General features: G+C 73.9%; 18 protein-coding genes and 3 tRNA genes. 13 read left to right on the top strand and 8 right to left on the bottom strand.

Translation table 11 applies throughout. The features are described 5' to 3' along the window. Nucleotides 1-13: 13 nt before the first annotated feature. The 4 genes from ACFYPH_RS21610 to ACFYPH_RS21595 are packed head-to-tail and all read left to right on the top strand — an operon-like array spanning nt 14 to nt 7,599. Complete coding sequence (locus ACFYPH_RS21610) at nt 14-946, top strand: ABC transporter ATP-binding protein (protein ID WP_354855436.1); 933 nt, start codon at nt 14-16, stop codon at nt 944-946. Continuing rightward, a complete protein-coding gene (locus ACFYPH_RS21605) occupies nt 943-1,662 on the top strand; it encodes an ABC transporter ATP-binding protein (RefSeq protein ID WP_363936349.1) in 720 nt (239 codons plus the stop codon). The genes ACFYPH_RS21610 and ACFYPH_RS21605 overlap by 4 nt, the downstream gene beginning before the upstream one ends. 7 nt (nt 1,663-1,669) lie before the next feature. After that, on the top strand, nt 1,670-4,837 hold the full coding sequence (locus tag ACFYPH_RS21600) for a permease (protein WP_387184115.1): 3,168 nt from the start codon (nt 1,670-1,672) through the stop codon (nt 4,835-4,837). Next, nucleotides 4,834-7,599 (top strand): FtsX-like permease family protein, encoded by a 2,766-nt coding sequence (locus tag ACFYPH_RS21595; protein ID WP_387184112.1) that lies wholly within the window; start codon nt 4,834-4,836, stop codon nt 7,597-7,599. The genes ACFYPH_RS21600 and ACFYPH_RS21595 overlap by 4 nt, the downstream gene beginning before the upstream one ends. Before the next feature lie 76 nt (nt 7,600-7,675). On the opposite strand, the gene ACFYPH_RS21590 is transcribed toward ACFYPH_RS21595, so the two are convergent. The 3 genes from ACFYPH_RS21590 to ACFYPH_RS21580 form a co-directional block, all read right to left on the bottom strand. Continuing rightward, a tRNA-Val gene (locus tag ACFYPH_RS21590) sits at nt 7,676-7,750 on the bottom strand. Between the two features lie 13 nt (nt 7,751-7,763). Beyond that, a tRNA-Cys gene (locus ACFYPH_RS21585) sits at nt 7,764-7,834 on the bottom strand. 34 nt (nt 7,835-7,868) lie between these two features. After that, nucleotides 7,869-7,941: transfer RNA gene (locus ACFYPH_RS21580), tRNA-Gly, on the bottom strand. A gap of 422 nt (nt 7,942-8,363) precedes the next feature. Here ACFYPH_RS21580 and ACFYPH_RS21575 point away from each other — a divergent pair. Together ACFYPH_RS21575 and ACFYPH_RS21570 are read left to right on the top strand one after the other, a co-directional pair. Next, nucleotides 8,364-8,966: a TetR/AcrR family transcriptional regulator gene (locus ACFYPH_RS21575; protein WP_354855440.1), complete on the top strand. Its 603-nt coding sequence runs from the start codon at nt 8,364-8,366 to the stop codon at nt 8,964-8,966. Between the two features lie 81 nt (nt 8,967-9,047). Next, a complete protein-coding gene (locus ACFYPH_RS21570) occupies nt 9,048-9,629 on the top strand; it encodes a TIGR03086 family metal-binding protein (RefSeq protein ID WP_355139242.1) in 582 nt (193 codons plus the stop codon). Nucleotides 9,630-9,633: 4 nt separating this feature from the next. Here the strand turns inward: ACFYPH_RS21570 and ACFYPH_RS21565 are convergent, their stop codons facing one another. Beyond that, nucleotides 9,634-10,767, bottom strand: a complete 1,134-nt coding sequence (locus tag ACFYPH_RS21565; RefSeq protein WP_387184109.1) for an alkane 1-monooxygenase — start codon at nt 10,765-10,767, stop codon at nt 9,634-9,636. 221 nt (nt 10,768-10,988) lie between these two features. Between ACFYPH_RS21565 and ACFYPH_RS21560 the strand changes: the two genes are divergently transcribed. Beyond that, nucleotides 10,989-13,919: a M36 family metallopeptidase gene (locus ACFYPH_RS21560; protein ID WP_387184106.1), complete on the top strand. Its 2,931-nt coding sequence runs from the start codon at nt 10,989-10,991 to the stop codon at nt 13,917-13,919. A gap of 45 nt (nt 13,920-13,964) precedes the next feature. Here ACFYPH_RS21560 and ACFYPH_RS21555 read toward each other — a convergent pair whose 3' ends face one another. Further along, nucleotides 13,965-14,816, bottom strand: coding sequence for a hypothetical protein (locus tag ACFYPH_RS21555; RefSeq protein ID WP_387184103.1), 852 nt, complete (start codon nt 14,814-14,816; stop codon nt 13,965-13,967). 193 nt (nt 14,817-15,009) lie between these two features. Here ACFYPH_RS21555 and ACFYPH_RS21550 point away from each other — a divergent pair, with 193 nt between their 5' ends. The 3 genes from ACFYPH_RS21550 to ACFYPH_RS21540 are packed head-to-tail and all read left to right on the top strand — an operon-like array spanning nt 15,010 to nt 17,760. Next, complete coding sequence (locus ACFYPH_RS21550; RefSeq protein ID WP_354855445.1) at nt 15,010-15,678, top strand: 50S ribosomal protein L11 methyltransferase; 669 nt, start codon at nt 15,010-15,012, stop codon at nt 15,676-15,678. Between the two features lie 9 nt (nt 15,679-15,687). Then, on the top strand, nt 15,688-16,866 hold the full coding sequence (locus tag ACFYPH_RS21545; protein ID WP_387184099.1) for a cytochrome P450: 1,179 nt from the start codon (nt 15,688-15,690) through the stop codon (nt 16,864-16,866). A 33-nt stretch (nt 16,867-16,899) separates the two neighbouring features. Next, nucleotides 16,900-17,760 carry a polysaccharide deacetylase family protein gene (locus ACFYPH_RS21540; RefSeq protein WP_354855446.1) on the top strand — a complete coding sequence of 287 codons (861 nt, stop codon included), beginning with the start codon at nt 16,900-16,902 and terminating at the stop codon, nt 17,758-17,760. Between the two features lie 189 nt (nt 17,761-17,949). Here the strand turns inward: ACFYPH_RS21540 and bioD are convergent, their stop codons facing one another. Together bioD and ACFYPH_RS21530 are read right to left on the bottom strand one after the other, a co-directional pair. After that, on the bottom strand, nt 17,950-18,654 hold the full coding sequence (gene bioD / locus ACFYPH_RS21535; RefSeq protein ID WP_354855460.1) for a dethiobiotin synthase: 705 nt from the start codon (nt 18,652-18,654) through the stop codon (nt 17,950-17,952). A 76-nt stretch (nt 18,655-18,730) separates the two neighbouring features. Beyond that, nucleotides 18,731-19,867: an 8-amino-7-oxononanoate synthase gene (locus tag ACFYPH_RS21530; RefSeq protein WP_387184233.1), complete on the bottom strand. Its 1,137-nt coding sequence runs from the start codon at nt 19,865-19,867 to the stop codon at nt 18,731-18,733. A gap of 272 nt (nt 19,868-20,139) precedes the next feature. Between ACFYPH_RS21530 and bioB the strand changes: the two genes are divergently transcribed. Genes bioB through ACFYPH_RS21515 form a run of 3 tightly spaced genes read left to right on the top strand, consistent with a single transcriptional unit; the run spans nt 20,140 to nt 21,866 of the window. After that, nucleotides 20,140-21,135: a biotin synthase BioB gene (bioB, locus tag ACFYPH_RS21525; protein WP_354855452.1), complete on the top strand. Its 996-nt coding sequence runs from the start codon at nt 20,140-20,142 to the stop codon at nt 21,133-21,135. Between the two features lies 1 nt (nt 21,136). After that, nucleotides 21,137-21,355 carry a hypothetical protein gene (locus ACFYPH_RS21520; RefSeq protein ID WP_355064047.1) on the top strand — a complete coding sequence of 73 codons (219 nt, stop codon included), beginning with the start codon at nt 21,137-21,139 and terminating at the stop codon, nt 21,353-21,355. A 4-nt stretch (nt 21,356-21,359) separates the two neighbouring features. Next, nucleotides 21,360-21,866, top strand: coding sequence for a GNAT family protein (locus ACFYPH_RS21515; protein WP_355063900.1), 507 nt, complete (start codon nt 21,360-21,362; stop codon nt 21,864-21,866). A 94-nt stretch (nt 21,867-21,960) separates the two neighbouring features. On the opposite strand, the gene ACFYPH_RS21510 is transcribed toward ACFYPH_RS21515, so the two are convergent. Beyond that, entirely contained in the window at nt 21,961-24,456 is a 2,496-nt protein-coding gene (locus ACFYPH_RS21510; protein ID WP_387184094.1) for a non-reducing end alpha-L-arabinofuranosidase family hydrolase, read from the bottom strand. Nucleotides 24,457-24,494: the final 38 nt, after the last annotated feature.

Here is a 24,494-nt window from a genome sequence, read left to right as displayed (position 1 = left end):
GAAACTGCTGGCAATGTCCAGCACACCGCTGTCCCTGCCGCAGCCATCCGCGCGGGCGCCCGAGTTCGGCCGGGACGCGCTCATCGTCTGCGAGAACCTGGTGCGGATCTACCAGACCGGTTCGATCGAGGTGCAGGCGCTGCAGGGACTGGACCTGGCCGTGCAGAGCGGTGAGCTGGTCGCCGTCGTCGGCGCCTCCGGGTCCGGCAAGTCGACGCTGCTCTCCATCCTGGCCGGCATCGACGCCCCCACCGCCGGGCGGGTCCGGGTCGGCCAGTGGAATCTCCTGGCGATGTCCCGCGCGGACCGGGTGGACTACCGGCGGCACACCGTCGGGTTCGTACGGCAGCAGACGGCGAGCAACCTGATTCCCTACCTGACCGCACGGGAGATGGTGGACCTGCCGATGACGGCGGCCCGTACCGCGAAGAAGGAGCGCCGGGAGCGCGCGGCCGAACTGCTGGACAGCCTCGGTGTCGCCGACTGCGCCGACCGGCGCCCCGGGCAACTCTCCGGAGGTCAGCAGATGCGGGTCGCGATCGCGGTGGCGCTGGCCAACCAGCCGCGGGTCCTGCTCGCCGACGAGCCGACCGGCGAGTTGGACGCCGCCACGTCCGCGGAGGTCTTCGGCGTGCTGCGGGACGTCAACCGGCGGTACGGCGTCACGGTTGTCGTGGTGACCCACGACCCGGAGGTCAGCGGCCAGGTCGAACGGACCATCGCGATCCGGGACGGGCGCACCAGCAGCGAGGTGCTGCGCCGCACCACCACGGACGCGGAGGGCGACACGCACGTGATCGCCGAGGAGTACGCAGTGATGGACCGGGCCGGGCGGGTCCAGGTGCCCCGCGAATTCCGCCAGGCGCTGGCGCTGACCCGACGGGTCCGGCTGGCCCTGGAACCCGACCACATCACGATCCGCCCCGATTCGGGAAGCGACGAATGAGCAGCGAGCCGCTGCTGCGCGTGCGCGGCGTCCACCGGCGCTTTCGCACCGGGCCGACCGTCGTGCACGCCCTGCGCGGCGTGTCGTTCGACGTGGCCGCCGGTTCCATGGTGGCGCTCGTCGGCCGGTCCGGTTCGGGCAAGACCACCCTGCTCAACGTCATCGGCGGCCTGGACCGCCCGGACGCCGGCACCGTGCACGTCGACGGCGCCGACGTCGGCGCGCTCGACGAGGACGACCTGTCCCGGCTGCGGCGCGAGAAGGTGTCGTACGTCTTCCAGAGCTTCGGGCTGATCCCGGTGCTGTCGGCAGCGGAGAACGTCGCCGCCCCGCTGCGGCTGGCCCGCGTCGCTCCGGCCGAGCGCGAGCGGCGGGTCGAGTTGCTGCTGGATCTGGTCGGCCTGGCCGACCACGCCCGCCAACGGCCGGCCGAGCTGTCCGGCGGCCAGCAGCAGCGGGTGGCGATCGCCCGCGCGGTGGCCGCCTCGCCCCGGCTGCTGCTCGCCGACGAGCCGACCGGGCAACTGGACGCCGAGACAGGTCTGTCGGTGATGGCCCTGCTGCGCGGGATAGCGGAATCCGAAGGCGTCACCGTGCTGGTGTCGACGCACGACGCGGTGATGATGGCCCTGGCCGACCGGGTGATCCGCATCCACGACGGGCACCTCGACGAACAGGCGACCGGGCCGTACGGGCCCGTGTCGGACGCCGGGTGACACGACGATGCTGAGGCTGGTCAGCCGGCGCGCCCGCGCGCAGTGGCCGTTGCTGGCGGCCCTGCTCGGGGTCGTCACGATCGGCGCGACAGTGCTGGGCACCTGCACCCTGCTGGTCACCCGCACCGCCGAGCGGGCGCTGGAGGTCGCCATGGCCCGCGCCGCCCCCGCCGCCGTCGACGTGACCGTCTACACCGGCGCCGTCGAGGGCCGGGACGCGTCGTCCGTCGCCGCCGACACCCGCACCGTGGTGGCCTCCGCGCTCGCACCGTTCCCGGTGACAACGACCGCGCGGGCGTCGACAGTGCTGCGGGCGCTGCCGCCCGCGCTCGCCCCGGGCACCACGGTCCCGGCCCAGGCGTACCTGTCGGGGCTGGACGATCTGCCGGCCCGAGCCGAGCTGATCACCGGACGCTGGCCACAGCACCCTGGCGACGCGGTGCTGCTGGAGTCCACCGCCGGACTCCTCCGCCTCACCCCCGGTAGCCGGGTGCGCCTCGGCGCCGAGCTGGCCCACCCGCCAGTCCCGGCCATCGACGTGACAGTCGTCGGTGTGGTACGCCCGCTGCCCGGGCGCGGTTGGGACCGCGACCCGCTCGCCGCGGCCGGCTCCGCCACCGGCTACCGGGACGGCCGCTTCCTGCAGCCGGTCAACGCCTACGGCCCGTTCCTCGTCGACCTCGCCGACCTGGTCACCACCGGCGCCACCGTCGACCGGCTGGAGGTCACCGCCCATCCGGACCTGTCCCACCCCAACCGCCGCGACCTGGAGACCATGGCCGGGGCCGTCCGCAGTGCCGACCGTCGGCTGGCCGGCACCCTCGGCGACCGCGTCACGCTCGCACGTGTCTCCTCCGACCTGGCGCTGACCCTGCGGGCCGCCGACGACCAACGGCACGTCACCGCCGCCGTCGTGCTCGCCATCGCCGTCCTCGGCGGTGTTTTGGCCGCGACGGCACTCGTCCTCGCCGGCCGGCTGACCGCGGGCATCCGCGCGGACGAGACCGCCCTGCGGTCCGCCCTGGGCACCAGCCGCCGCCAACTCGCCGCCACCGCGACACTCGAGGCCGGGCTCGTCGCCGCCGTCGCCGCGGCGCTCGCGATACCGGCCTCGTCGGTCCTGCACGCCGGCCTGACCCACCTGCCGCCGCTGGACGACGCCGGCCTGACCGTCCGGCCGGCCATCACGAGTGCCCAGGTTCTCGCGGTGGTCGGCGGTGCGCTGGTGCTCACCGCTGTGCTCACCGTGCTGGCGATCCGGCCCGTCGGGGCACCCGGCGACCGGCGCACCCGCCGCGAACTGCTGGCCCGCTCCGGCGCCGACCTGATGCTCGCCGTGTTCGCCGCCGCCGGATGGTGGCAGCTGCACGCGCAGCCCACCGCCGCCAGCCCACGCGCCGACGCGGTCCGGGTGCTCGCGCCGGCGCTGCTGCTCACCGCAGGCGCCGCCCTGGCGCTCCGGGTGGTACTGCCCGCGCTGCGCGGCGCCGACCGACTGGCGTACCGCGCCCGCGGGTTGGCGCTCCCGCTGGCGGTCTCCGAGAGCGCCCGCCGCCCCCAGGCGGTCGCCGCCGGGCTGCTCGTCGGGCTGGCCTGCGCGGCCGGAACCTTCGGCCTCGCCTTCGACGCCACGTGGCACCAGTCGCAGCGCGACCAGGCCGCGCTCTCCGTCGGCACCGACCTGGCACTCACCCTCAGCACGGCGCCGGTGCCCGGAGACGGCGCGGTCGTCAGCGCGGCCACCGCGGGGGCGGTGAGTCCGGCCCTCGACCGTGGTACCGCAGTCGGTCAGTGGCTCGGCACCGCCGGCGATGCGCCGCGCCTGGTCGCCGTCGACACCACCCGAGCCGACGCGCTGCTGCGCGGGCCGGTGGACAGCGACCGCGGATGGGCGGACGTGGGCGCCACGCTGGCGCCCCGCACCCGGGTCACCGGCCTCGCCGTTGCGGCCGGCGCCCCGCTCGTCCTGAGCGGGACCGCGGCCGGCGGCACCTCCCTCGCCGTGACGCCCCGGCTGCTGCTGCAGGACGCCACCGGCCTGCGCACGTCCTGCACCGGTCCCGCCGTACCGCTCGATGGTCGGGAGTTCCGGCTGCCCCCCTGTGCGACGGCTGACGGGCTGCGCCTCGTCGCGGTCGCCCTGCCGGTCACCGCCGACCCGGTCGGCGGACCCGTCGCCGTAGCCGTCACGCTCACCGTGCCGCCCGCCGGGTCGGCGCAAGGGTCCACCGACGGGTCGGACTGGACCGCCACGTCCGCGCCGCCGGTCCCGAGCAGGGTGCGCGACCTGAGCGTCACGCTGTCTCCGGCACGGACGGGAACCGCGCTGCGGATGGCCGCGACAGTCGACCTCGGCGGCGCCGACGACGCCGCCCGGACTATCGTCGCCACCGCCTTTCCGGACCCCGGCCCGGTGCCCGTCGCCGTCTCCGCCCGCTTCGCCAGCGAGGTCGGTGTCGACAGTGGCAGCCAGCTCAGCGTCACGGTCGGCACCACGCCCGTCCCGATCGTCGTCACCGAGGTCGTGCCGACCGTACCGTCCGCCCCCGGCGCCGTCGCCGTCCTGGCCGACCTGGACACGCTGTCCCGCGCACGCGCCGTCACCGGCGACCTGACGTTTCCGGTCGACGCCTGGTGGGTCGGCCACCCCGCCGGTCCCGGTGCCGTCGAGCGGGCCACCGCGCTGCACCTGGGCACCGTCACGAACCGCGAGGCGGAGACCGCCCGCCTCACCGGCGGCCCGCTGCGCGCCGGGCTGCCGGCCGCGCTCCGGCTCATCGTCCCGGCCGCAGCCCTGCTGCTGCTCGCCGGCGTCGTCCTGCACGTCACCTGCGATCTGCAGGTCCGCGCCGTCGAGGTGGCGCGGCTGCGCGGCCTGGGGATGTCCCGGCGCGGCATCCGGGCCGTGCTGCTCGGCCAGCACGTCGGCGTTCTGCTGCCCCTGCTCGCGGCGGGCGCCGCCGTCGGCGCGCTCGCAAACCGCATCGTCGCTCCCCTGCTCGTGCGCTCCGACACCGGCGCCGCGCCCGTCCCGGCCGCCCAGCCACAGTGGCCGTGGCCAGCCGAGGCCGCACTGCTCGCCGTACTACTGGCCGGATGCCTGCTGGCGGTCGCCGTTGTGGTCACCGTCCAGGTCCGCCGGGCCGACGCCGCGCACCTGCGGGTGGCGCCGTGAAACGGTGGCTGACCCGCCGGTGGCCGGCGCCGCACTGGCCCAGCGTCCGCGGCCGGGGCCGGACCGACGCCGGACCGCTGCTGCTCACCGCCGCCGTCATCGCGGCCGTCGCGCTGCTCGCCGGGGCCGTGCCGGCGCTGCTCCGCGCCGCCGCCGACAGCGCCGTCCAGGACACGGTCCGCCGCGCCGGCCAGGACTCGAACGTCCTCGTACGCGCCGACTGGGAACGCGACGACGGACCGACCGGCGGGCGGGTCCGGACAGCCCGCCTCGCCGATGACGTCGACGACTTCCGCGCCCGGGCGGCCTACGCGCTCGGGCCCGACCTGGACGCCGCGCTGCTCCCGCCCATCGCCGTTGTCAACGGTCCGATCCTCAGCATCACCGACGGCAGCGCGCCGCGTACCTTCCAGTTCACCTACCTGGCCGGCGATCTCGGTGGCCCGGACGTGACCTGGGTCGCCGGCAGCGCGCCCGGCCCCGCCGTCACCGACGAGTTCGTCGAGACCCCCTACAACGGACCGCCCTGGCCGGTGCAGGTCGGCATCTCCGAGGCGGAGGCCACCACGCTCCACCTCGGCCCCGGCGATCGAATCCCGGTCAAGGACGGTCAGGGTCGCGACCGGGACGTCCGGATCAGCGGGATCTACCGACCCGCGGACAGCGCCGACCCCGCCTGGCGACTCGCCCCGGCGCTCCTGCGCCCCGCGCCCGGCGCCGACGGCGTGGGGACCACCCGGTTCGCCGGCCTGCTGTCGGCCGAGTCGTTACCGGACGCCCGGCTCGCCGTCGACGAGGACCAACTGCGACGCAGCGTCCACTTCGCACCCGTTCCCGACGCGCTCACCTGGGACACCACCGCGGCACTCGCCAGCCAGGTGGTCAAGCTCAAGGCAGCCTCCGGCTCTTCCGGCGCCCGCGACGAGTCCCTGAAGTGGGAGTCGCAACTCGACACCACCCTGCGCGCCGCCCGTACCCGGATCGGCGCCGTTGCCGTGCAGGCCGCCGTCCTGCTCACCGGGGTGTTGACCGCCACGGTGCTGGTCCTGCTGCTCGCCGCCGACCTGCTGGTCCGCCGCCGTACCCCGGCGCTGAGGGCCGCCCGGCAGCGTGGGGCGGCGCTACCCGACCTCGGTGCGGAACTGACCATCGAGTCCACAGTGGTGTCCCTGTCGGCCGCCGCCGTCGGGCTCGCGCTCGCCCGCGCGGCGGCTCCCGGCGTCTCCTGGGCCTGGGCCGTTCCCGCTGTCCTGGCCGGAGCCCTCGCCGGGCCGACGTTCGGCATCCTCGCCGCCGCCCGCGCCAGCCGCGACCGGCGTCAACCCGCCAACCGGGCCGCTCGGCGCTGGATCCGGGCCACCGGCCAGCTACGCCGCGCCGCCGTGGAGGCCGCAGTCCTGATCGCCGCGGTCGCCGCCTTCGTCACCCTGCACCAGCGCGGGCTCCTGTCCGTCGCCTCCGACGGCGACACCGGCGCGCTGACCGGCGACACGATCCTGCCGATCAGCGCCCCCGCTCTGGGCGTGCTCGTCGGCGCGCTCGTCCTGCTCCGGCTGCTGCCCCTGGGGGCGCGGTTCGCGCTCCGGCAGGCGCTGCGCTCGCGCCGCCCGCTGGCCGTGTTCGGTGCCGCCCGGGCGGCCGCAACGGCCGGGCGCGCGCTGCCGCTGCTGGTTCTGGTGAGCGCCACGGCGCTGGCGTCGTTCGCGCTCATCCTCGGCACCACCGTCACCCGGGGCCTGGCCGACGGCGCGTGGAGCAGCGTCGGCGCCGACGCCCGCCTCGACGTCGGCGCCGAGGCCGGGGTCGGGGTCGCCACGCCCGCGGTCGTCGAGCGCATCGCCGCCGCACCCGGGGTCGGGCAGGTCGTCGTCGCGCAGGTGACCGACTCGGCGCGCGTCTTCAGCGATTCGACACTGTTCACCCCACGCCTGGTCATCGTGGACGCCGACGCGTTCCAGCGCCTGCTGGCCACCACCCCGCTGCCCGACGCGCCGGCGCTGGCCCGGCTCACGACACCCGGTCCCGGCCCCGGGGACGTCCCAGCGCTGGTCCGATCGAGCGACGGCGAGCTGCCGACCGGCACGCGGTTGCAGCTACCCCGGGACGACGCCCCGGCGATCCGGCTCACCGCCGTCGGTACCGCGCCCTCCGTCGGCGGCGCCGGTGACGTCGTCATCGTGGACGCCGCGGCCCTCGCGGGCGCCGGGCTGCCCGCCGTTCCGAACACCGTCTGGGTGACCGGCCCCGGCGCGGCGCGGGCCGTGTCGAACAGCGGCGTCGCCGCCAACGTCGTGCTGCGCGCCGACGTCCTACGGGCGCAGCGAGTGGCTCCGCTGACCGCAGGGCTGGTACGGCTGGCGTGGACGGCCGCCGCGGTGCTGCTGACGCTGGGGCTGCTCGGCCTTACGCTCGCCGCCGCCGCAGGCGCGTCGGAGCGGTGGCAGACCCTGACCCGGCTGCGGACCCTCGGCCTGCGGCCACGCGACGCCCGCTGGGTCGCCGCCGGAGAGGTGCTGCCGCCGGTCGTGGTCGCCGCGGTGTGCGGCCCGCTGCTCGGGGCCCTGCTCGCACGCCTGACGCTCGGCCCGCTCGACCTGCGGCTGCTCACCGGCCAGGCCGCCGACCCGGGGGCGGTCCCGCCGTGGTGGCTGCTCGGTCTGGTGAGCGTGGCGCTGCTGGCGGCGGCCGCCACGGTCGTACCTGTGGAGTCGGCCCTGCGGCGACGCGACCGGCTGAGCGAGGTGCTCCGCGCCGGCGAGTAGCCGGCCGGCGACCGGTGCAAAAACGAGGCCCGTTACCGGATATCCGGTAACGGGCCTTCTGACCTGCTTGTACAGCTGGTGGGCGATACTGGGTTTGAACCAGTGACCTCTTCCGTGTCAAGGAAGCGCGCTCCCACTGCGCCAATCGCCCGTGCATAATGCCGAGGTGGGGACGGGATTTGAACCCGCGTGGACGGCTTTGCAGGCCGTTGCCTCGCCTCTCGGCCACCCCACCGAGGTTGCCCCCGTCACGCGTGGCGGCAGCTCCGAGCGGACGACGGGATTCGAACCCGCGACCCTCACCTTGGCAAGGTGATGCGCTACCAGCTGCGCTACGTCCGCACGCCCCCGGCGTTCCCGGGTGACGGATGAGAACTTTAGCCGAGCCGGTGAACGACTGCCAACTCGGGGGTCTGTGTCGGCGCGTCCCCTCCCGCCCGGGAGCGCCGAGCGGGGGCCGGGTGCCGGATCCCGGGGAGGGTCGGACTCACTCGCCGCAGGCTTCCTAGGGAGCTGGCCTGGTTTCTCGACTGACTCCCGACCGTCACACTCCGGCATCGTGCGACGCCCGCTGTCGCCACCGGGACGACGGCCCCTCGCCCGGCGGCGACGCGCGCCCGCGGCGAGCGGCGGACCTCGACGAACACCGCCGGGAGACCGAACCGCGGCACCCCTGGAAAGTGTCCGACTTCCGACTCTTAGCCCACGAAACGGACGGTAGCGGTAACTGTTCGTGTTCGGGTGGATGGGCTACGGTAACGGTCGTGACGAGACGTGCGGCCGAGATCCGCCTGGATGCCCTGCTGCGCACGGCCTGCGACGTGATCGTGGAACGCGGTCTGGCCAACACCCGGACGGCGGACGTGGCACAGGCCGCCGGTGTGAGTCAGGCCCTGGTGTTCTACCACTTCGCCACCAAGGAGCGATTGCTCGCGCAGGCGTTCGCGTACGCCGTCGAGCAGGATCTGGCCCGCCTGGACGCGGTCACCCGCTCCTCCGCTCCGCCGTTGACGAAGCTCCGCCGGATCCTCAAGCTCTACACCCCGGCCGGTCGGGCGACCTCCTGGTCGATGTGGATCGACGGCTGGTCCGAGTCGCTGCGCACCCCCGAGCTGGAGAAGGTGTCCCGGCGGCTCGACCTGCGCTGGCGGCAGGATCTCGCCGCCGTCATCTCCGCCGGGGTCGCCGACGGCACCTTCCAGTGCGCCGACCCGCAGGGGGCCGCCTGGCGGATCAGCGCCGTGATGGACGGCCTCGCCGTGCAGCTCGCCGTGCACGACCGGGTGATCTCCCGCCGGCAGCTCGGGGAGTGGGTACGGCTGGTCACCTCACGGGAGCTGGGCCTGGCCCCGGCCGACCTGGACTGAGCGGCGACGGCGGAACGGCACCGCAGGTCGGGCCGGGCAAAACGGGCTCGGGCCACCGCGCCGAGGAGAACAATCGACGGCATGGACCTGCTGGAGGCGTACCGCCGGAGCCTGGCCGAGTTCGTCGACCGGGTGGACCAGGTCGGGCCCGGCCAGTGGGCCGAGGAGACACCGTGCCCGGACTGGGACGTCCGCACCCTGGTCAACCACGTGGTCGGCGAGGACCGGTGGAGCGTTCCGCTGCTCGCCGGACGCACCGTCGACGAGGTCGGCGACCGCTTCGACGGTGACCAGCTCGGCGCGGACCCGGCCGCGACGGCGCGGGAGGCGGCCGCGCAGGCCGAGATCGCTGTCACCCATCCCGGCACGATCGACCGCACCGTGCACCTGTCGGCCGGCCCGACCCCGGCCGCGGAGTACGTCCAGCAGCTCCTCGCCGAACACCTGGTGCACGGCTGGGATCTGGCGGTGGCGATCGGCGCCGATCCGCGGCTCGACCCGGACGCGGTGCGCGTGTGCGCCCGCTGGTTCGCCGGGCGGATCGACGACTACCGGCGCGACAAGCTGGTACGCGACGACGCGCGGCTGCCCGCCGACGCCGACGAGCAGGACCAGCTGCTGGCCGCCTTCGGCCGCGACCCCGACTGGGCCCCGGGCCACTGAGCGGTCAGCGTCGGGGCCGCGTGTTGGCCAGTCCCCGGTCGCCGCCGTAGTGCGCGAGCACCCGGTGGTCCATCACCCGTCGCCACAGCGGCGGGACCAGCGCCACGACCACCATCGTCGCGTACCCGGCGGGCAGCTGCGGTGAGGTGTCGAAGCTGCGCAGCGTCTGGTAGCGGCGCAGCGGGTTCGCGTGATGGTCGCTGTGCCGCTGGAGCTGGAAGAGGAAGACGTTGGTGACCGTGCGGTCGCTGTTCCAGCTGTGCCGGGCGTCGACCTTCTCGTAGCGTCCGGCGGCGGTGCGCTGCCGGGCCAGCCCGTAGTGCTCCAGATAGTTGACCACCTCCAGCAGGGAGAAGCCGACCACCGCCTGCAGGACCAGGAACGGCAGCACCACCGGGCCGAAGACCAGGGTCAGCGCCGCGTACAGCACCAGGGTCATGGCCCACGCGTTGAGCACGTCGTTGCGGTGGGTCCACGGGGACCGGCCGCGGATGCGGAACCGGCTGGTCTCCAACCGCCAGGCCGAGCGCAGGCTGCCGAGGACGGTACGCGGCCAGAACGCCCAGAAGCTCTCCCCCAGTCGCGAGCTCGCCGGATCCTCCGGCGTGGCGACGCGGACGTGGTGGCCGCGGTTGTGCTCGACGTAGAAGTGCCCGTACGCGGCCGGCGCCAGGGCCACCTTGGACAGCCACCGCTCCACCCGCTCGCGCTTGTGGCCCAGCTCGTGGGCCGTGTTGATGGCGATGCCGTTGACCACCCCGACGGTGGCCACCAGGCCGGCGGCACCGGCGAGGGAGAGGCTGTCGGGGGCCCACACCGCGCAGCACAGCACCAGTGCCGCGTACTGCGCCGGCAGGTAGAGGTAGGTGAGCCAGCGGTAGTAGCCGTCGGCCGCCAGCCGGGGCACGGCCTCCTCGGGAGGGTTCTGCCGGTCGTCGCCGAGCAGCAGGTCGACCACCGGGATCAGGCCGAAGACGACGGCCGGGGTGAGCCACCACGCCCAGGCGCCGCCGCCGGCCCGCCACAGCGCGAAGCCGACGAAGGGCAGCGCCGGCACCAGGAGCGCCAGCGGCCAGAGCGGCTTGCGACGGTCCCGCCAGGCGGCGGGCTCGACGGTCGGATCGGCATCGACGGTCATGGCCAACCTCCGGTCTCGCGTTCTGACATCGACAGTGACAGCCATCACGTTCATTTACAAGAGCGTACGTTTTGTAAAGTCGATTTATCTCGATCAGTCGGCGCGTCGGCGGTCGGGGGCCTTGCCGCGCCCCCGGTCGGCTGATATCCACAGATGCGCATGCGTCACCGCGCTGCGTCGGTCGGCAGCCGCCGGCCATCCCGCTCCCACGAGGAGGTCCCGTGCCACAACCGGAGTGGTCACCCCCGATGAGCCGGCGTCGACGCCGGCTCATCGCCGTCCTGGCGACGACCGCGACCATCGCCGCGCTGCTACCCACGGGCGCGAGCACCGCGGCCCCCGCCGGGGCGCCGTCCACGCAACGCTCGTCCGGGCCGTTCGCCGAGGGCAACCACGAGCCTGCCGACCTCGACAACCGCTCCGGTACGGCGGCACCCGACGCCCGCCAGCGCGGCCTGGCCCGCGCCGCTGATCCCGACGTGCGGTGGAACCGGTTCGGCACCCCGCAGGCCCTCGGCCCCGGTCGTACCCCGCTCGCCACCGGGCTGCCAGGCGACCCGGAGGCCGCCGCCCGCGCCTACCTGAGGGCCAACCGTGACCTGTACGGCATGGACGCCGCGACGGTCGCCGACCTGGAACGGGTGCTGGTCCGACCGATCGGCAGCGGTGCCGTGGTGACCCTGCGGCAGCGCTTCGGCGACCTGCCGGCCGGGCCCGACGGCCTGGTCACCCTCGCGGTCCAGGGCGGCTCGGTGCTCGCCGTCAACTCCTCGCTGGCCCGCGACACCAGCGCGCCCGCGCCGGCCACCCGCACCGCCGAACAGGCGTACGCCGACGCGCTCGCCGACGCCGGGCTGACCGCGACGGCGGTGGCCAGCCACACCGTGCGCGCCGTGGCCGTACCCACCCCGCTGGACGGGCCCCGGGCCGCCTACGAGGTGACCATGATCGGCGCGGACGCCGACCACCCGGCGGCGTTCACCAGCTACGTGGACGGCAGCACCGGAAAGGTGCTGGTCCGCGAGGACCTCGTCGACTTCGACTCGGACAACCCGAGCTGGGCGGTCTTCCCGGCCACCCCGCCCCGCGACCTCGCCGCCGGGCAGGACCCGCGGGTGCGCTGGTGCGGTGACCCGGCCCCCGGCTGCCAGGTCGCCCAGCGGGACCCGGCCACCGGCCAGCCGTGGGACGTCGACGCGGCCACCGGCGCACCGACCTTCACCTCGCGCGGCAACTCGGCCAACACCGTGCTCTCCTGGGGCAACAACACCCCTGTCGTCCCGGCCACCCCCAGCACGGAGCGCCGCTACGAGTACCCGTTCACCGACCAGTGGCACCAGGCGAAGTGCAACCCGGCGGTGTTCACGTTGGCGCAGCGCAACGACGCGGACGCGGCGATCGCCAACCTCTTCGTCATGCACAACCGCATGCACGACTGGGCGTACCAGTTGGGCTTCACCGAGTCGGCGTGGAACCTCCAGGCGGTCAACCTCACCCCGTCCGGGCTGGGCGGCGACGCCGAGCAGGGCCGCGCCCAGCAGGGCGCGCTGACCGGCAACCGCAACAACGCCAACCAGGGCACCGGGCGCGACGGCCTGCCGCCGACCACCAACATGTACCTGTGGCAGCCGCAGGCCGGCGGCCCGTACCCGCCGTGCGTGGACGGCGACTACGACATGACGGTGATCGGCCACGAGTACACCCACGCCATCACCAACCGGATGATCGCCGGCCCGGACAGCGGGATCAGCGGCCACCAGGGCGGGGCGATGGGTGAGTCGTGGGGCGACCTGCTCGCCGCCGAGTACCTGTACCAGAACGGGCTGCGCGCGCCTGGCGAGTCGCCCTTCGTCACCGGCGGCTACGTCACCGGCAACCTGGTCAGCGGCATCCGCAACTACGACCTGAGCCGCAGCCCGCTGAACTACTCCGACATCGGCTACAACACCGGTGGCCCCGCCGTGCACGCCGACGGGGAGATCTGGGGCGCCACCAACTACCGGGTCCGCTCGGCGCTGGTGAAGCGGTACGGCCTCGGCACCACCCAGCGGCAGCTGGAGTGCGCGCAGGGCAAGGTCACCGCCGACAAGTGCCCGGGCAACCGGCGCTGGTCGCAACTGGTCTTCGACTCGTTCCTGCTCCAGGCCGCCAGCCAGGTCAGCATGCTCGACATGCGGGACAACATGCTCACCGCCGACCTGCTGCGCTTCGGGGGCGCGAACCAGGACCTGATCTGGGCCGAGTTCGCCCGCTCCGGGATGGGCCGGGACGCCGCCACCAACGGCGCCGCGGACACCGACCCGACGCCGAGCTTCGCCTCGCCGCGCGGCGGCAACGCGACGCTCACCCTGCGCCCCCGCGGGGACAGCGCCGACGCGCCGATCCGGGTGTACGTCGGGGCGTACGAGGCACGGGCCACGCCGATCGCGGACACCGACCCGGCCACGCCGATCCCGGACACGGTGGAGATGGTCGCCGGCACGTACGACCTGCTGGCCGTCGCGCCCGGCTTCGGGCACCAACGGCTCAGCGTGGTCGCCGACGCCGGCCGGACCGGCTACGTGGACCTGCGGTTGAGTCGCAACCTCGCGTCCACGGCCTCCGGTGCCACGATCAGCGGCGACGGGGTCAACCTGGACCGGGTCGTCGACGACACCGAGGCGACGAACTGGGCCTCCCTGGACGGGGTGGCCGGCCGGCAGCTCACCGTCGACCTGCCGGGCGACGGCCCGCAGACGGTCAAGCGGGTGAACGTCAGCGCGATGCTGCGACCCGCGATCGTCGGGGACGCCGACACCGGCAGTCAGAACGCGCTCAGCGCGCTGCGCTCGTTCGCGGTGTCGGCGTGCGACGCGACGACGACCGACTGCGCGGACCCGGCGCACTGGCGGCGGATCTACACCAGCGCGGGCGACGCGTTCCCCGGCGGGGCGTACCGGGCGTACAGCCGCGACATCAACCTGCGGACGTTCGCGGTGCCCACCACCCTCGCCACCCACCTGCGCCTGGAGGTGCTGGCCAGCCAGTGCACCGGCGGCCCGCAGTACGCGGGTGAGCAGGACGACGACCCGGCCACGACGACGGACTGCGCGACCGCCAGCCCGGCCCGGGCCCAGGTCAGGATCGCCGAGTTCCAGGCGTTCACGAAGTGACACCGTCGGGGCCGGCGGTCCTCCGCCGGCCCCGACAACCTCCGATCAGCGGCGGGCCGGTCGCCAGCCACCCGCCGGCGCCGGCCGCTCCCAGAGCCGGTCCACCGGCGGGTCCTCGGCCTCGGTGGTGGCGGCCCGGGTCAGGTGACGCAGCCGCAGCAGCAACCCCACCCCGAGCGAGAGCAGCAGCCCACCGAGCAGGAACGCGGCCTGCACCATGCCGAACCCACCGGTCTGTGAGACCGGACGGCCGGCGGCCGGCGGCGCGGCGTCGATGGGCTGGTCGGCGACCGGTTCCTCGGCCGGGTCGCTCTCCTGCGCCGGTTCGCTCGGCGGATCGCTGGGCTCGGCCGGAGTCGCGCTCGGCGTCGGCGTACCGGTCGGCCTGGCCCCCGCCCCCACCACCGATCGGGTGGCCGTCTGGCGGGCCAACAGGCGCAGGTTGGCGTCGTACGCCTCGGCGGCGAGGGTGACCCGTCCCTGGGTGACGTCCTCGGCGAAGGCCACCCGGTAGCGGGCGGTGACCGTGCGGCCCGGGCAGAGCGTGCCCGGGTCGAGTTGCCGATCGGTCAACCGGGCCACGTCACCCTCGGTCTGGACCTCCAGCGGGAAGTCGCCGTTCTCCTCCACCCGGTCCATCTTCACCTGGTCGAGCCGGATGCCCTGCACGCGCAGCACCATCGACCAGCGCACCTTCGCGCATCCGCCGCGCCGGTCCGTCTGCGAGACCACCGCCGAGATCGTGCGCACCTGGTCCCCCGCGCTGAACCGGGCCGGCAGGCCGCTCATCTCGGTGGCGAAGGCCGCCTGTGCCGGCGCGGCCAGGGTCAGCACCGCCCCGGCAACGCCGGCAACCAACGCTCCGAGCCGCAGCGCGTACCGCCACACGATCACCACCACCTCGCTCCTTCTCGTCCCTGGAGGGAAACGCTAGGAGGAAACGGGCGGGCCGGACAGAGGGGTGTCTTCGCATCGGATGCCAAGCAGGAGGGGTGATTTCACCGAGAGTGGTGAACCCTTCACGCGTACCCGCGATCCCTCGACCACCTCCGTGCGTCGCCGGGGCTGACCGGTGCGCGAGAATCGCCGGGTGTCCGAGCTCTCCAGCACCTTCGTCCGGCTGCACGCCCGGCTGGCCCCGGTCCCCTTCGTTCCCGAGGTGCGCCTGCACCAGGCGGACGAACCGATCGGGCTCTGGGAGCTGACCGAGGGCGAGTTCTCCAGCGACCGGCCGCCGCCGTTCTGGGCCTTCGCGTGGGCCGGCGGGCAGGCGCTCGCCCGCTACGTCACCGACCACCCGGAGCTGGTCGCCGGCCGCCGGGTGCTCGACCTCGCCTCCGGCTCCGGCCTGGTGGCCATCGCCGCCGCCCGGGCCGGCGCGGCGTCCGTGCGGGCCGTCGAGGTGGACGAGCTGGCGGTCGCGGCCGTCGCGCTCAATGCCGAGGCCAACGGGGTACGCGTCGACGCCGAGTTCGGCGACATCCTCGACGGCGACGCGGGCGACGCCGAGGTGGTGCTGGCCGGGGACGTGTTCTACAGCGAGGCGATGGCCCGGCGGGTGCTGCGGTTCCTGCTGCGCGCCACCCGGGCCGGGGCGCCGGCGCTGGTCGGTGACCCCGGCCGGGCGTTCCTGCCCCGGGACCGCTTCGACGAGCTGGCGACCTACGACGTGCCGGTGCCGGAGGCCCTGGAGAGCGTCCGGGTGAAGCGCACCACCGTCTGGCAGTTGCGCGCCGGCCTGCCGAGGGCTGCCGGCTAGCGTGTCGACGTGCTGTTCTCCGGCTGGGCGTCCGAGGTCGAGGCACCCTGGCCGGACGTCGCCGAGGTGACCGACCACGTCGGCGTACGTCACCTCGTCGTTACCCGGCACGCGCTGGTCCGGCAGGTCCTCGCCGACCCGGTCCGCTACCGGCCGGACAACGCCCTGGACGCGGTGACCCCGATGCCGGTGACCGCGCTGCGGGTGCTCGCCGGGCACCGGTTCCGGCTGCCGCCGACGCTGGCGAACAACTCCGCCGCCAGCCATCCCCCGATCCGGGCGATCGTCGCGGAGGCGCTGCACCCCGCGCGGGTCGCTGCGCAACGCCCCTGGCTCACCGCTCTGGTCCGGCAGCGGGTGGCCCGGCTGCGCGCCGCGCTCGACGCCGGTGCGCCGGTCGACCTGTACGCGGACCTCGCCGCCGACCTGCCCCTGCTGGTGCTGGCCCGGCTGGTCGAGTTGCCGGACGCACCGGTCGGCGCGGTCAAGGAGTTCGCCCGGGCGGCACTGGAGCTGTTCTGGGCGCCCCTGGACGGCGACCGGCAGCTCGCGCTCGCCACCGAGGTGGGCCGTTTCCACGGCGTCCTGCGGGAGTTCGCGGCCACCGGTGGCGGCCTGGCCGCCGAACTGCGCGCGGGCGGCCACCCGCCGGACGTGGTGGTCGGCGCGCTCTTCTTCCTCCTGGTCGCCGGCCAGGAGACCACCTCGCAGTTCCTCACCCTGCTGCTGCACCGGCTGGCCGTCGAACCGGCGGTACGCGCTGGCCTGCGCACCGGCGACGTCGCGGTGGCCGACGTCGTCGAGGAGGGCCTACGCCTCGAACCGCCCATCGTCACGTGGCGGCGCGTCGCGGCGGTGGACGGCACGCTGGGTGGGACCGCCGTGCCGGCGGGCACCAGCATCGTGCTGTGGCTGGCCCGCGCCGGCCGGGACCCGGCGATCGTCGAGTCCCCCGACGAGTTCCGCCCGGGGCAGCGCGGGTCGCGCCGGCACCTGGCGTTCGGGGCGGGCGCGCACCGCTGCGTCGGGGACGTACTGGCCCGGATGGAGGCGGCCGTGGTGGTGGCCGAGGCGACGCCTCTGCTCGACGGGGTGACCGTGGTCCGGCCGCCGTGGTGCCCGGACAACCTCACCTTCCGGATGCCGGACGCCTTCGTGGTGCGGCGTCCTCAGGTCGCACCGGGCTGACCGGACCGACCTCCGCTCGGTATGTTTCCGGGCGTGTCCGCCACCCCCGCCCGTCGGATCCTCGCCGCCACAACGCTTCTGGCCCTGCTGACGCTGAGTGCCTGCACAGCCCGGCCCGTGTCCCACGCCCGGCAGATCGCCGCGGTCCCGCCGAGCCCGTCGGTCGCGGCACCCACCCGGTCGGCCTCGCCGTCGCTGTCCGCCTCGCCGTCCCCGTCGGCCCCGCCCGCCCCCGGAAGCCTGGACTGGTACGTGTCCCAGGTGCCGACCTTCGCGGAGGCGCCGCCGCCGCAGCCGGTGCCGCTGGCCGCGACCGGCGCGATCCCGTTCTGGCACCGCCTGCCGACCGACCAGAAGGTCGCCTTCATCACCATCGACGACGGTGGGCTGGCTCGCCCGCCCGCGGTGGCCGACTTCATCTGGCGGGCGCACATCCCGGTCACGATGTTCCTGAACTCACCGGCGGCCGAGGAGCACGACGTCTACTTCCGGCAGATCCAGGTGGCCGGCGGGGTCGTCGAGAGCCACACGATCCGGCACACCTCGCTGGCCGGCCGGTCGTACGACTACCAGAAGCAGGAGATCTGCGGGGCCGTGGACCGGCTGGAGGCGTTGTTCGGCAAGCGGGCGACCCTGTTCCGCCCGCCGTTCGGCGAGTACGACAGCACCACGCTGACCGCCGCTCGGGACTGCGGCGCAAAGGCCGTCCTGCACTGGTCCGAGACCGTCCACGAGGGGAAGGTGCGCTACCAGACCCCGGAGAAGGTGGTCCAACCCGGCGACGTGCTGCTGATGCACTTCCGGCCGGCGCTGATGGACGACCTCCTCGCAGCGTTGCAGGCGATCCACCGGGCGGGGCTCACCCCGGCGCTGCTGGAGGACTACATCCGCTGACCGGGGCGACCTGACGAAAAGTCCACCACCACAGCATCGTGCCACCGAGGGCGATCACGCCGAACAGCACAGCCGCAGCAGGTCCCGCAGCGGACGCCGCCACCGCCCGGGCACCGACCGGTCCAGGATCCTCACGGCGGCCAGGCTACCCACGCCCGACCTGCGCGGACACCGACGAAAGTCAGGTGTTCAGCTGCTCTCCTCGGCCCAGACGCGCCAGTCGTCGAGCACCCCGTGCAGCGCCGGAGTGAGCCAACCCGGCGCCGACCGCCGGAACACCCCCGGGTCCATCGCACCGGCGCCGGCCGGCACCGCGCCCAGCAGGTTCGGCACCAGGTCGGTGAGGTTCGTCCAGTGCACCAGCTCCGGCGACGCCGGCCAGGCGCCGATCACCACGCCGGCCGGCACCGCCCGACGGTCCAGCGCCTCCAGGGTCAGCGCGGTGTGGTTGAGCGTGCCCAGCCCGGCGCGGGCGACCACCACCGCGGGCGCGCCGAGCGACACCGCCAGGTCGGCCATCGTCCACGGCTCGCCGGACGGCCGCAGTCCCATCGGCACCAGCAGGCCACCGGCCCCCTCGACCAGGACCAGGTCGTGCTTGTCCGCCTCCTCCCGGACGGCGTCCACCGCCGCGTACAGCTCCAGCGGCGGCAGGTCCGCGACCCGGGCCGCGGCCAGCGGGGCGAGCGGGTCCGGAAAGCTGGCCAGCGTGCGACCGGTCAGCGGAGCCGCCAGCCGATTGACCACGTCCACATCGCCCGGCTCACCGCCGGCCGTGCCGGTCTGACCCGGCTTGAGAACCGCCACCCGCAGACCGGCGGCCTGCGCGGCCGCCGCGATCGCCGCGGTGACCACCGTCTTGCCCACCTCGGTGTCGGTGCCGGTGACCAGCACCGACCCCTCCCACGCGCTCACGGCGCTCCCTCAGCTCGCGACTGCGGGGCTCGCAAACCCGGCTCACTCCTCGCGCTCACGGCGCACACTCCACGATGACGTCCAGGGCCCGCTCGAAATCCGCCCGGGGCACTCCGGCGCTGACGGTCAGGCGCAGCCGGGAGCGGCTGTCCGGGGTGGAGGGCGGCCGGAAGCAGCCCACCGCGACTCCCCGGTCCCGGCAGTCGGCGGCCCAGGCGGTCGCCGCCTCCGGGCCGGGCGCCGCCACCGAGATCACCGCCGCGTCCGGCGCGGAGACGGCCAGCCCGGCCGCGCCCAGTCGACCGACCGCCAGCGCCACCCGGTCGGCCACCTCGGCGCGCAGGTCGTCGCCGGCCCGGGCCAGCCGCAGCGCGGCGTGCACACCGGCCGCGACGGCCGGCGGCAGCGCGGTGTCGAAGATGAACGTACGGCCGGTCTCGACCAGGTGTCGGACGAACTCCGCCGGGCCGGCGACCACCCCACCCGCCCCGCCGAGCGCCTTGGAGAGGGTGGCGGTGATTACCACGTCCGGCTCGCCGGCCAACCCGGCGGCCGCGACCGCGCCGGCACCGGACGGACCGGTCACGCCGAGCGCGTGCGCGTCGTCGACCAGCAGCAGCGCGCCGTAGCGGCGGGCCACCGCGTGCAGGTCGGCCAGCGGCGCGAGGTCGCCGTCGACCGAGAAGACCGACTCGGTGACCACCACCGCCGGACGTCCCGGCGCCACCGCCAGCGCGGCGGCCACCGCCGTCACGTCGGCGTGCGCGCTGACCACCGTCTCCGCGCCGGAGATCCGGCAGCCGTCGATCAGCGACGCGTGGTTGTGCGCGTCCGAGACGAGCAGGGTCCGGGGCTGGACGAGGGCCCGCAGCGCGCCGAGGTTGGCCAGGTATCCGGAGGAGAAGACGAGAGCCCGGTCGGTGCCCAGCCACTGCGCCAGCTCGACCTCCAGGGCCTCGTGCGCGTCGGTCGAGCCGCGCACCAGCCGCGACCCGGTCGCTCCCAGCCCGTACGCCGACAGTGCCGCCGTGGCCGCGGCGGTGACCTCCGGGTGGGTGGCCAGGCCGAGGTAGTCGTTGCCGGCCAGGTCGGTCATCCGGTCGTCGGCGGGACGCGGGTGCAGCCGACGGGTCAGGCCGGCCTTCGCCCGCAACTGCGCGCGACGATCGAGCGCCGCCAGCCAGTCCGCCACCGTCACCCCTTCACCGCCGTCCGCGCCGGTCACGCCGACACCCGCCGGGCGAAATTACCACCCGCCGCCGCCGACCCGACGAATCCACTCGGCAAGCGGGGGCCGACCGGCGGCGGATGTCGACGACGATCGGGATCCGAGGCGACCATCACCACGTACCGTCAATGGTCGGTCACCAGCGGTCGCCACCGGCGTGCGTCGATCTCCGCGGCGGAGATCGACCGGATGGCAGGTCGTACCCGCTCGGCCGGGGGCCTTGTAGGGTACGAGCCATGCCAGAGATCCTCGACCAGGCCCGCACCCAGGTCCTGGGTGACGGCGTCGGCCTCGACCAGGCCGGCGTCCTCGCCGTGCTGAACCTGCCCGACGAGCACCTGCCCGCCGCCCTCCAGCTCGCCCACGAGGTGCGGATGCGGTGGTGCGGCCCGGAGGTCGAGGTCGAGGGCATCGTCTCGCTGAAGACCGGCGGCTGCCCGGAGGACTGCCACTTCTGTTCGCAGTCGGGCCTGTTCACCTCCCCGGTGCGCTCGGTCTGGCTGGACATCCCGTCGCTTGTCGAGGCCGCGAAGCAGACCGCGCAGACCGGGGCGACCGAGTTCTGCATCGTGGCCGCCGTGCGCGGCCCGGACGACCGGCTGATGAAGCAGATGCGCGAGGGCGTCGCCGCCATCAAGGCCGAGGTCGACATCCAGGTCGCCGCGTCGCTGGGGATGCTGTCCCAGGAGCAGGTCGACGACCTGGTCGACATGGGTGTGCACCGCTACAACCACAACCTGGAGACCTGCCGGTCGTACTTCCCGAACGTGGTCACCACCCACTCGTGGGAGGAGCGGTGGGAGACGCTGCGCATGGTCCGCGACTCCGGCATGGAGGTGTGCTGCGGCGGCATCCTCGGCCTCGGCGAGACCGTCGAGCAGCGGGCGGAGTTCGCCGCGCAGCTCGCCGAGCTGGCCCCGCACGAGGTGCCGCTGAACTTCCTCAACCCGCGCCCCGGCACCCCGCTCGGTGACCGCCCGGTGGTCGAGGGCAAGGACGCGCTGCGGGCCATCGCCGCGTTCCGGCTGGCCATGCCGCGCACCATCCTGCGGTACGCGGGCGGCCGGGAGATCACCCTCGGTGACCTGGGCACCCGCGACGGTCTGCTCGGCGGCATCAACGCCGTGATCGTCGGCAACTACCTGACGACCCTGGGCCGGCCGGCGACCGCCGACCTCGACCTGCTCGACGAGCTGAAGATGCCGGTCAAGGCTCTCTCCGCGACCCTCTGAGCTGACCGGTGAGGACGACGTGACCGAGCTTGTGGCAGCGCAGCGTTGGTGTGACCGCTGCGGCGAGGACGCGTCGGCCGCCGGGCACGAGTCGTGCGCGGCGGCCCGGACGCTGGAGCCGCCGCGCTACTGCCCGCGCTGCCGACGCCGGATGAAGGTGCAGGTGCTGCCGGTCGGCTGGTCGGCGGTCTGCGTCGAGCACGGCGAGAGCCGAGGCTGAGCCGATGCTGCGCGGGCGTGCGGTGACCCTCCGACCAGCGACGGTCGCGGACGTGCCGGCCCTCGCGGCCATCCGGGCCGACCCGGAGGTACGCCGGTGGTGGCGCGGCGGCGACGACCTGGCCGCGTCCGTCCAGGCCGACCTGAACGACGACGACCTCGCCCTGTACGCCATCGAGCACGACGGCCGGGTGATCGGCGCGATCCAGTGGTACGCCGAACCGGACCCGGACTACCGGCACGCCAGCCTGGACATCTTCCTCGACCCTGCGGTGCGCGGCGAGGGCCTGGGCGGGGACGCCATCCGCACCCTGGCCCGGCACCTGATCGACGAGTACGGCCACCACCGGTTCACCATCGACCCGGCCGCGGCGAACAGCGCGGCCATCCGGGCGTACGCGAAGGTGGGCTTCCGGCCGGTGGGCATCATGCGCCGCTACGAGCGGGGCGAGGACGGCCGCTGGCACAATGCCCTGCTCATGGACCTGCTCGCGGAGGAGCTGGCCGACTGAACCGGGCGGGGGGGGCGCCCCCCCCCCGGGGGGGGGGCCCCCCCCCCCCCCGGGGCCCCCCCCCCGCCCCGGTTCTGCGCGAACGGATGTGCGCCTAGCGCTGGAGGGTCAGTACACCCGGCCGCCACGGCAGCAGGTTGTAGTCGCCTCCCGCACTGGGGTTCTTGCCCTGGTACAGGAACTGCAGGTTGCAGGCGTCGACGGTCTTGGTCTGGTCGGGGTTGGTGCGGACCAGGTCACCGTGGCTGATGTCGTTGGTCCACGTCGCGCCGCTGTTGGCCTTGCCGGCGAAGGGGTTGCTCTCGCTGGCGGCCTGCGGGGTCCACGAGCCGCTCAGGCTGGTGGACGTGAACGACCGGAAGTAGCGTCCCTGGCTCCCGATCGCCTCGACGATCATGAGGTACTGGTTCTGGCCCTGCACCTTGTAGACCTCGACCGCCTCGAACAGATTGTTCGTCGAGTCGGTCATGATCGTCGTGTAGGTCGAGCCGAAGCTGCCCGGGAAGTTCCCCAGCGGCATGCTCGACCGATAGATCTTGCCGTTGTCCCCGGCGAAGAACAGGTACATGTTCTGGTCGTCGCCGATGAGGGTCTGGTCGATCACCCCGTACGGCGCGTCCGAGAGGGTGGCGGTGGACAGCGTCTGTGCCGAGGACCAGCCGTTGGCGTTCGTCGGGTCGCTCGACGTCTTGTAGCTGAACGAGGTCGGTCCCCACTGGTACGCCAGCACCCAGATGTTCTTCGGGGCGAAGTACAGCAGCGTGGGCGCCACGGTGCCCTGACTCATTCCGGTCTGGCTGGCCGAGGCCATGTCGGACCAGTTGGTGAACGTGCTGAAGTTCATCGAGCCGTACTGGCCGCTGCTGTTGACGTTCGACCCGTAGACCAGGTGCTTGCCGTTGTAGACCACGTTGGTGAAGTCCTTGAGCGAGACCCAGCCGTTCTGCGGGTTCGTCAGCGCGCCGGTCGACGACCAGCGGTAGGTCGACGGAAGCGCGCAGCCGCTCGGCGGCGCCGTGGTGGGCGGCGTCGTGGTCGGCGGTGCCGTGGTGGGCGGCGCCGACGTCGGCGTGGTGCCGCCGAAGTCGGTCCGCCACTGCTGGTTGGTCTGCCCGTGGCAGTCGTACAGCTGGATCTGCTGGCCGTTGCCGGTGCCCCAGACGTCCAGGCACCGGCCGGACTGCACACCGGTGATGGTGCCGTTGGAGTTGATGTTCCACTGCTGGTTCGCGCCGCTGTTGCAGTCCCAGATGATGATTCCGGTGCCGTTGGCGGTGGCCGCGCCGTTCGCGTCGAGGCACTTGCTGCCGTAGACCCGCAACTGCTTGCCGGAGGTGTACGTCCACTGCTGGTTCGACTGACCGTTGCAGTCGTAGAGCTGGACGCGGGTGCCGTTGGTCTGCGTGGCGTTGGGCACGTCGATGCACCGGCCCGACTGCACCCCGACGATCCGGCCGGCGCCGCCGCTCGGCGGCGGGCTCGTGGTCGGGCTCACCGTCGGGCTCACGGTCGGACTCACCGTCGGGCTCACGGTCGGCCCCGAGGTCGGGGGGGCCGCGTTGAGCGCGTTGAGGACGGAGTTGTAGGCGGCCTTCTTGTTGCCGCCGCCGTCGAAGAGCAGCGGGCTCTCGTTCGAGCGCCAGGAGTCGCTGTCGCGTACGCCCCAGACGGTGATGCCGATGCAGCGGGGAACGTTCAGGCACGCCTGGGTCAACCCGGCGTACTGGGTGGTGGAGGAGTTGGTGACGTCGACCTCGGTCAGCGCCACGTCCACGCCGAGCGCGGCGAAGCTGGACAGCGTGGTCTGGAAGTTGCTCGGCAGCGAGCTGCCGCCGGTGAAGTGGGTCTGCAACCCGACGCAGTCGATCGGCACGCCACGGGACTTGAAGTCCTGGATCATGCGGTAGACGCCCTGCGTCTTGCCGTACGACCAGTTCTCGATGTTGTAGTCGTTGTAGCAGAGCTTGACCGACGGGTCGGCCGCCCGCGCGGTGCGGAACGCCACCTCGATCCAGTCGTTGCCGGTGCCCTGGAGGTTGGAGTTGCGACGGCTGCCGTCCTCGTTGAACGCCTCGTTGACCACGTCCCAGGCGGCGAGCTTGCCCCGGTAGTGGCTCATCACGCCGTTGATGTGGTCGATCATCGCCTGACGCAGGCTGCTGCCGCTCAGGCTCTGCATCCACCCCGGCTGTTGCCCGTGCCAGGCCAGGGTGTGCCCACGGACCTTCAGGCCGCGCTGGGTCGCCCAGTTGTAGATCTGGTCACCGGAGTTGAAGTTGAACTGGCCCCGCTGGGGCTCCGTCGCGTCCGGCTTCATCTCGTTCTCGGCCGTGATCATGTTGAACTCACGCGCCGCGATCGTGCTGTACGTCGAGTCGCCGAGCCGGCCCGCCGCGATGGCGGTGCCGAAGTACCGGCCCGACTGCGCGGCGGCCGCGCCGAGCGTGGTCGCGGCGGCGTTCGCCGAGGGCATCATCACCGCGACGGCGGCGACAGTCACGACGCTGAACGCGCCGGCGAGCAGCGCTCGGACGGCGGGTGATCGCCGTCGCCGAGTCCCGCCGCGATGAACGGATGGGCTCATTGCCATCTCGGCCTCCTTACTGGCCAACACCCGGGCCGCCGAGG

Source organism: Micromonospora sp. NPDC005252 (assembly GCF_042872475.1).
In the GTDB taxonomy this organism is placed as follows: Bacteria; Actinomycetota; Actinomycetes; order Mycobacteriales; family Micromonosporaceae; genus Micromonospora.
Note: the sequence above shows the minus strand (reverse complement) of the source record. Positions and strands in the feature narration are given on the sequence as shown.

What these genes read in the sequence shown, in the direction of transcription:
- ACFYPH_RS21610 (WP_354855436.1), top strand. Translation starts at nt 14, where the DNA reads ATGTCCAGCACACCGCTGTCCCTGCCGCAGCCATCCGCGCGGGCGCCC.
- ACFYPH_RS21605 (WP_363936349.1), top strand. Translation starts at nt 943, where the DNA reads ATGAGCAGCGAGCCGCTGCTGCGCGTGCGCGGCGTCCACCGGCGCTTT.
- ACFYPH_RS21600 (WP_387184115.1), top strand. Translation starts at nt 1,670, where the DNA reads ATGCTGAGGCTGGTCAGCCGGCGCGCCCGCGCGCAGTGGCCGTTGCTG.
- ACFYPH_RS21570 (WP_355139242.1), top strand. Translation starts at nt 9,048, where the DNA reads ATGGACCTGCTGGAGGCGTACCGCCGGAGCCTGGCCGAGTTCGTCGAC.
- ACFYPH_RS21565 (WP_387184109.1), bottom strand. Translation starts at nt 10,767, where the DNA reads ATGACCGTCGATGCCGATCCGACCGTCGAGCCCGCCGCCTGGCGGGAC.
- bioB (WP_354855452.1), top strand. Translation starts at nt 20,140, where the DNA reads ATGCCAGAGATCCTCGACCAGGCCCGCACCCAGGTCCTGGGTGACGGC.
- ACFYPH_RS21515 (WP_355063900.1), top strand. Translation starts at nt 21,360, where the DNA reads ATGCTGCGCGGGCGTGCGGTGACCCTCCGACCAGCGACGGTCGCGGAC.
- ACFYPH_RS21510 (WP_387184094.1), bottom strand. Translation starts at nt 24,456, where the DNA reads ATGGCAATGAGCCCATCCGTTCATCGCGGCGGGACTCGGCGACGGCGA.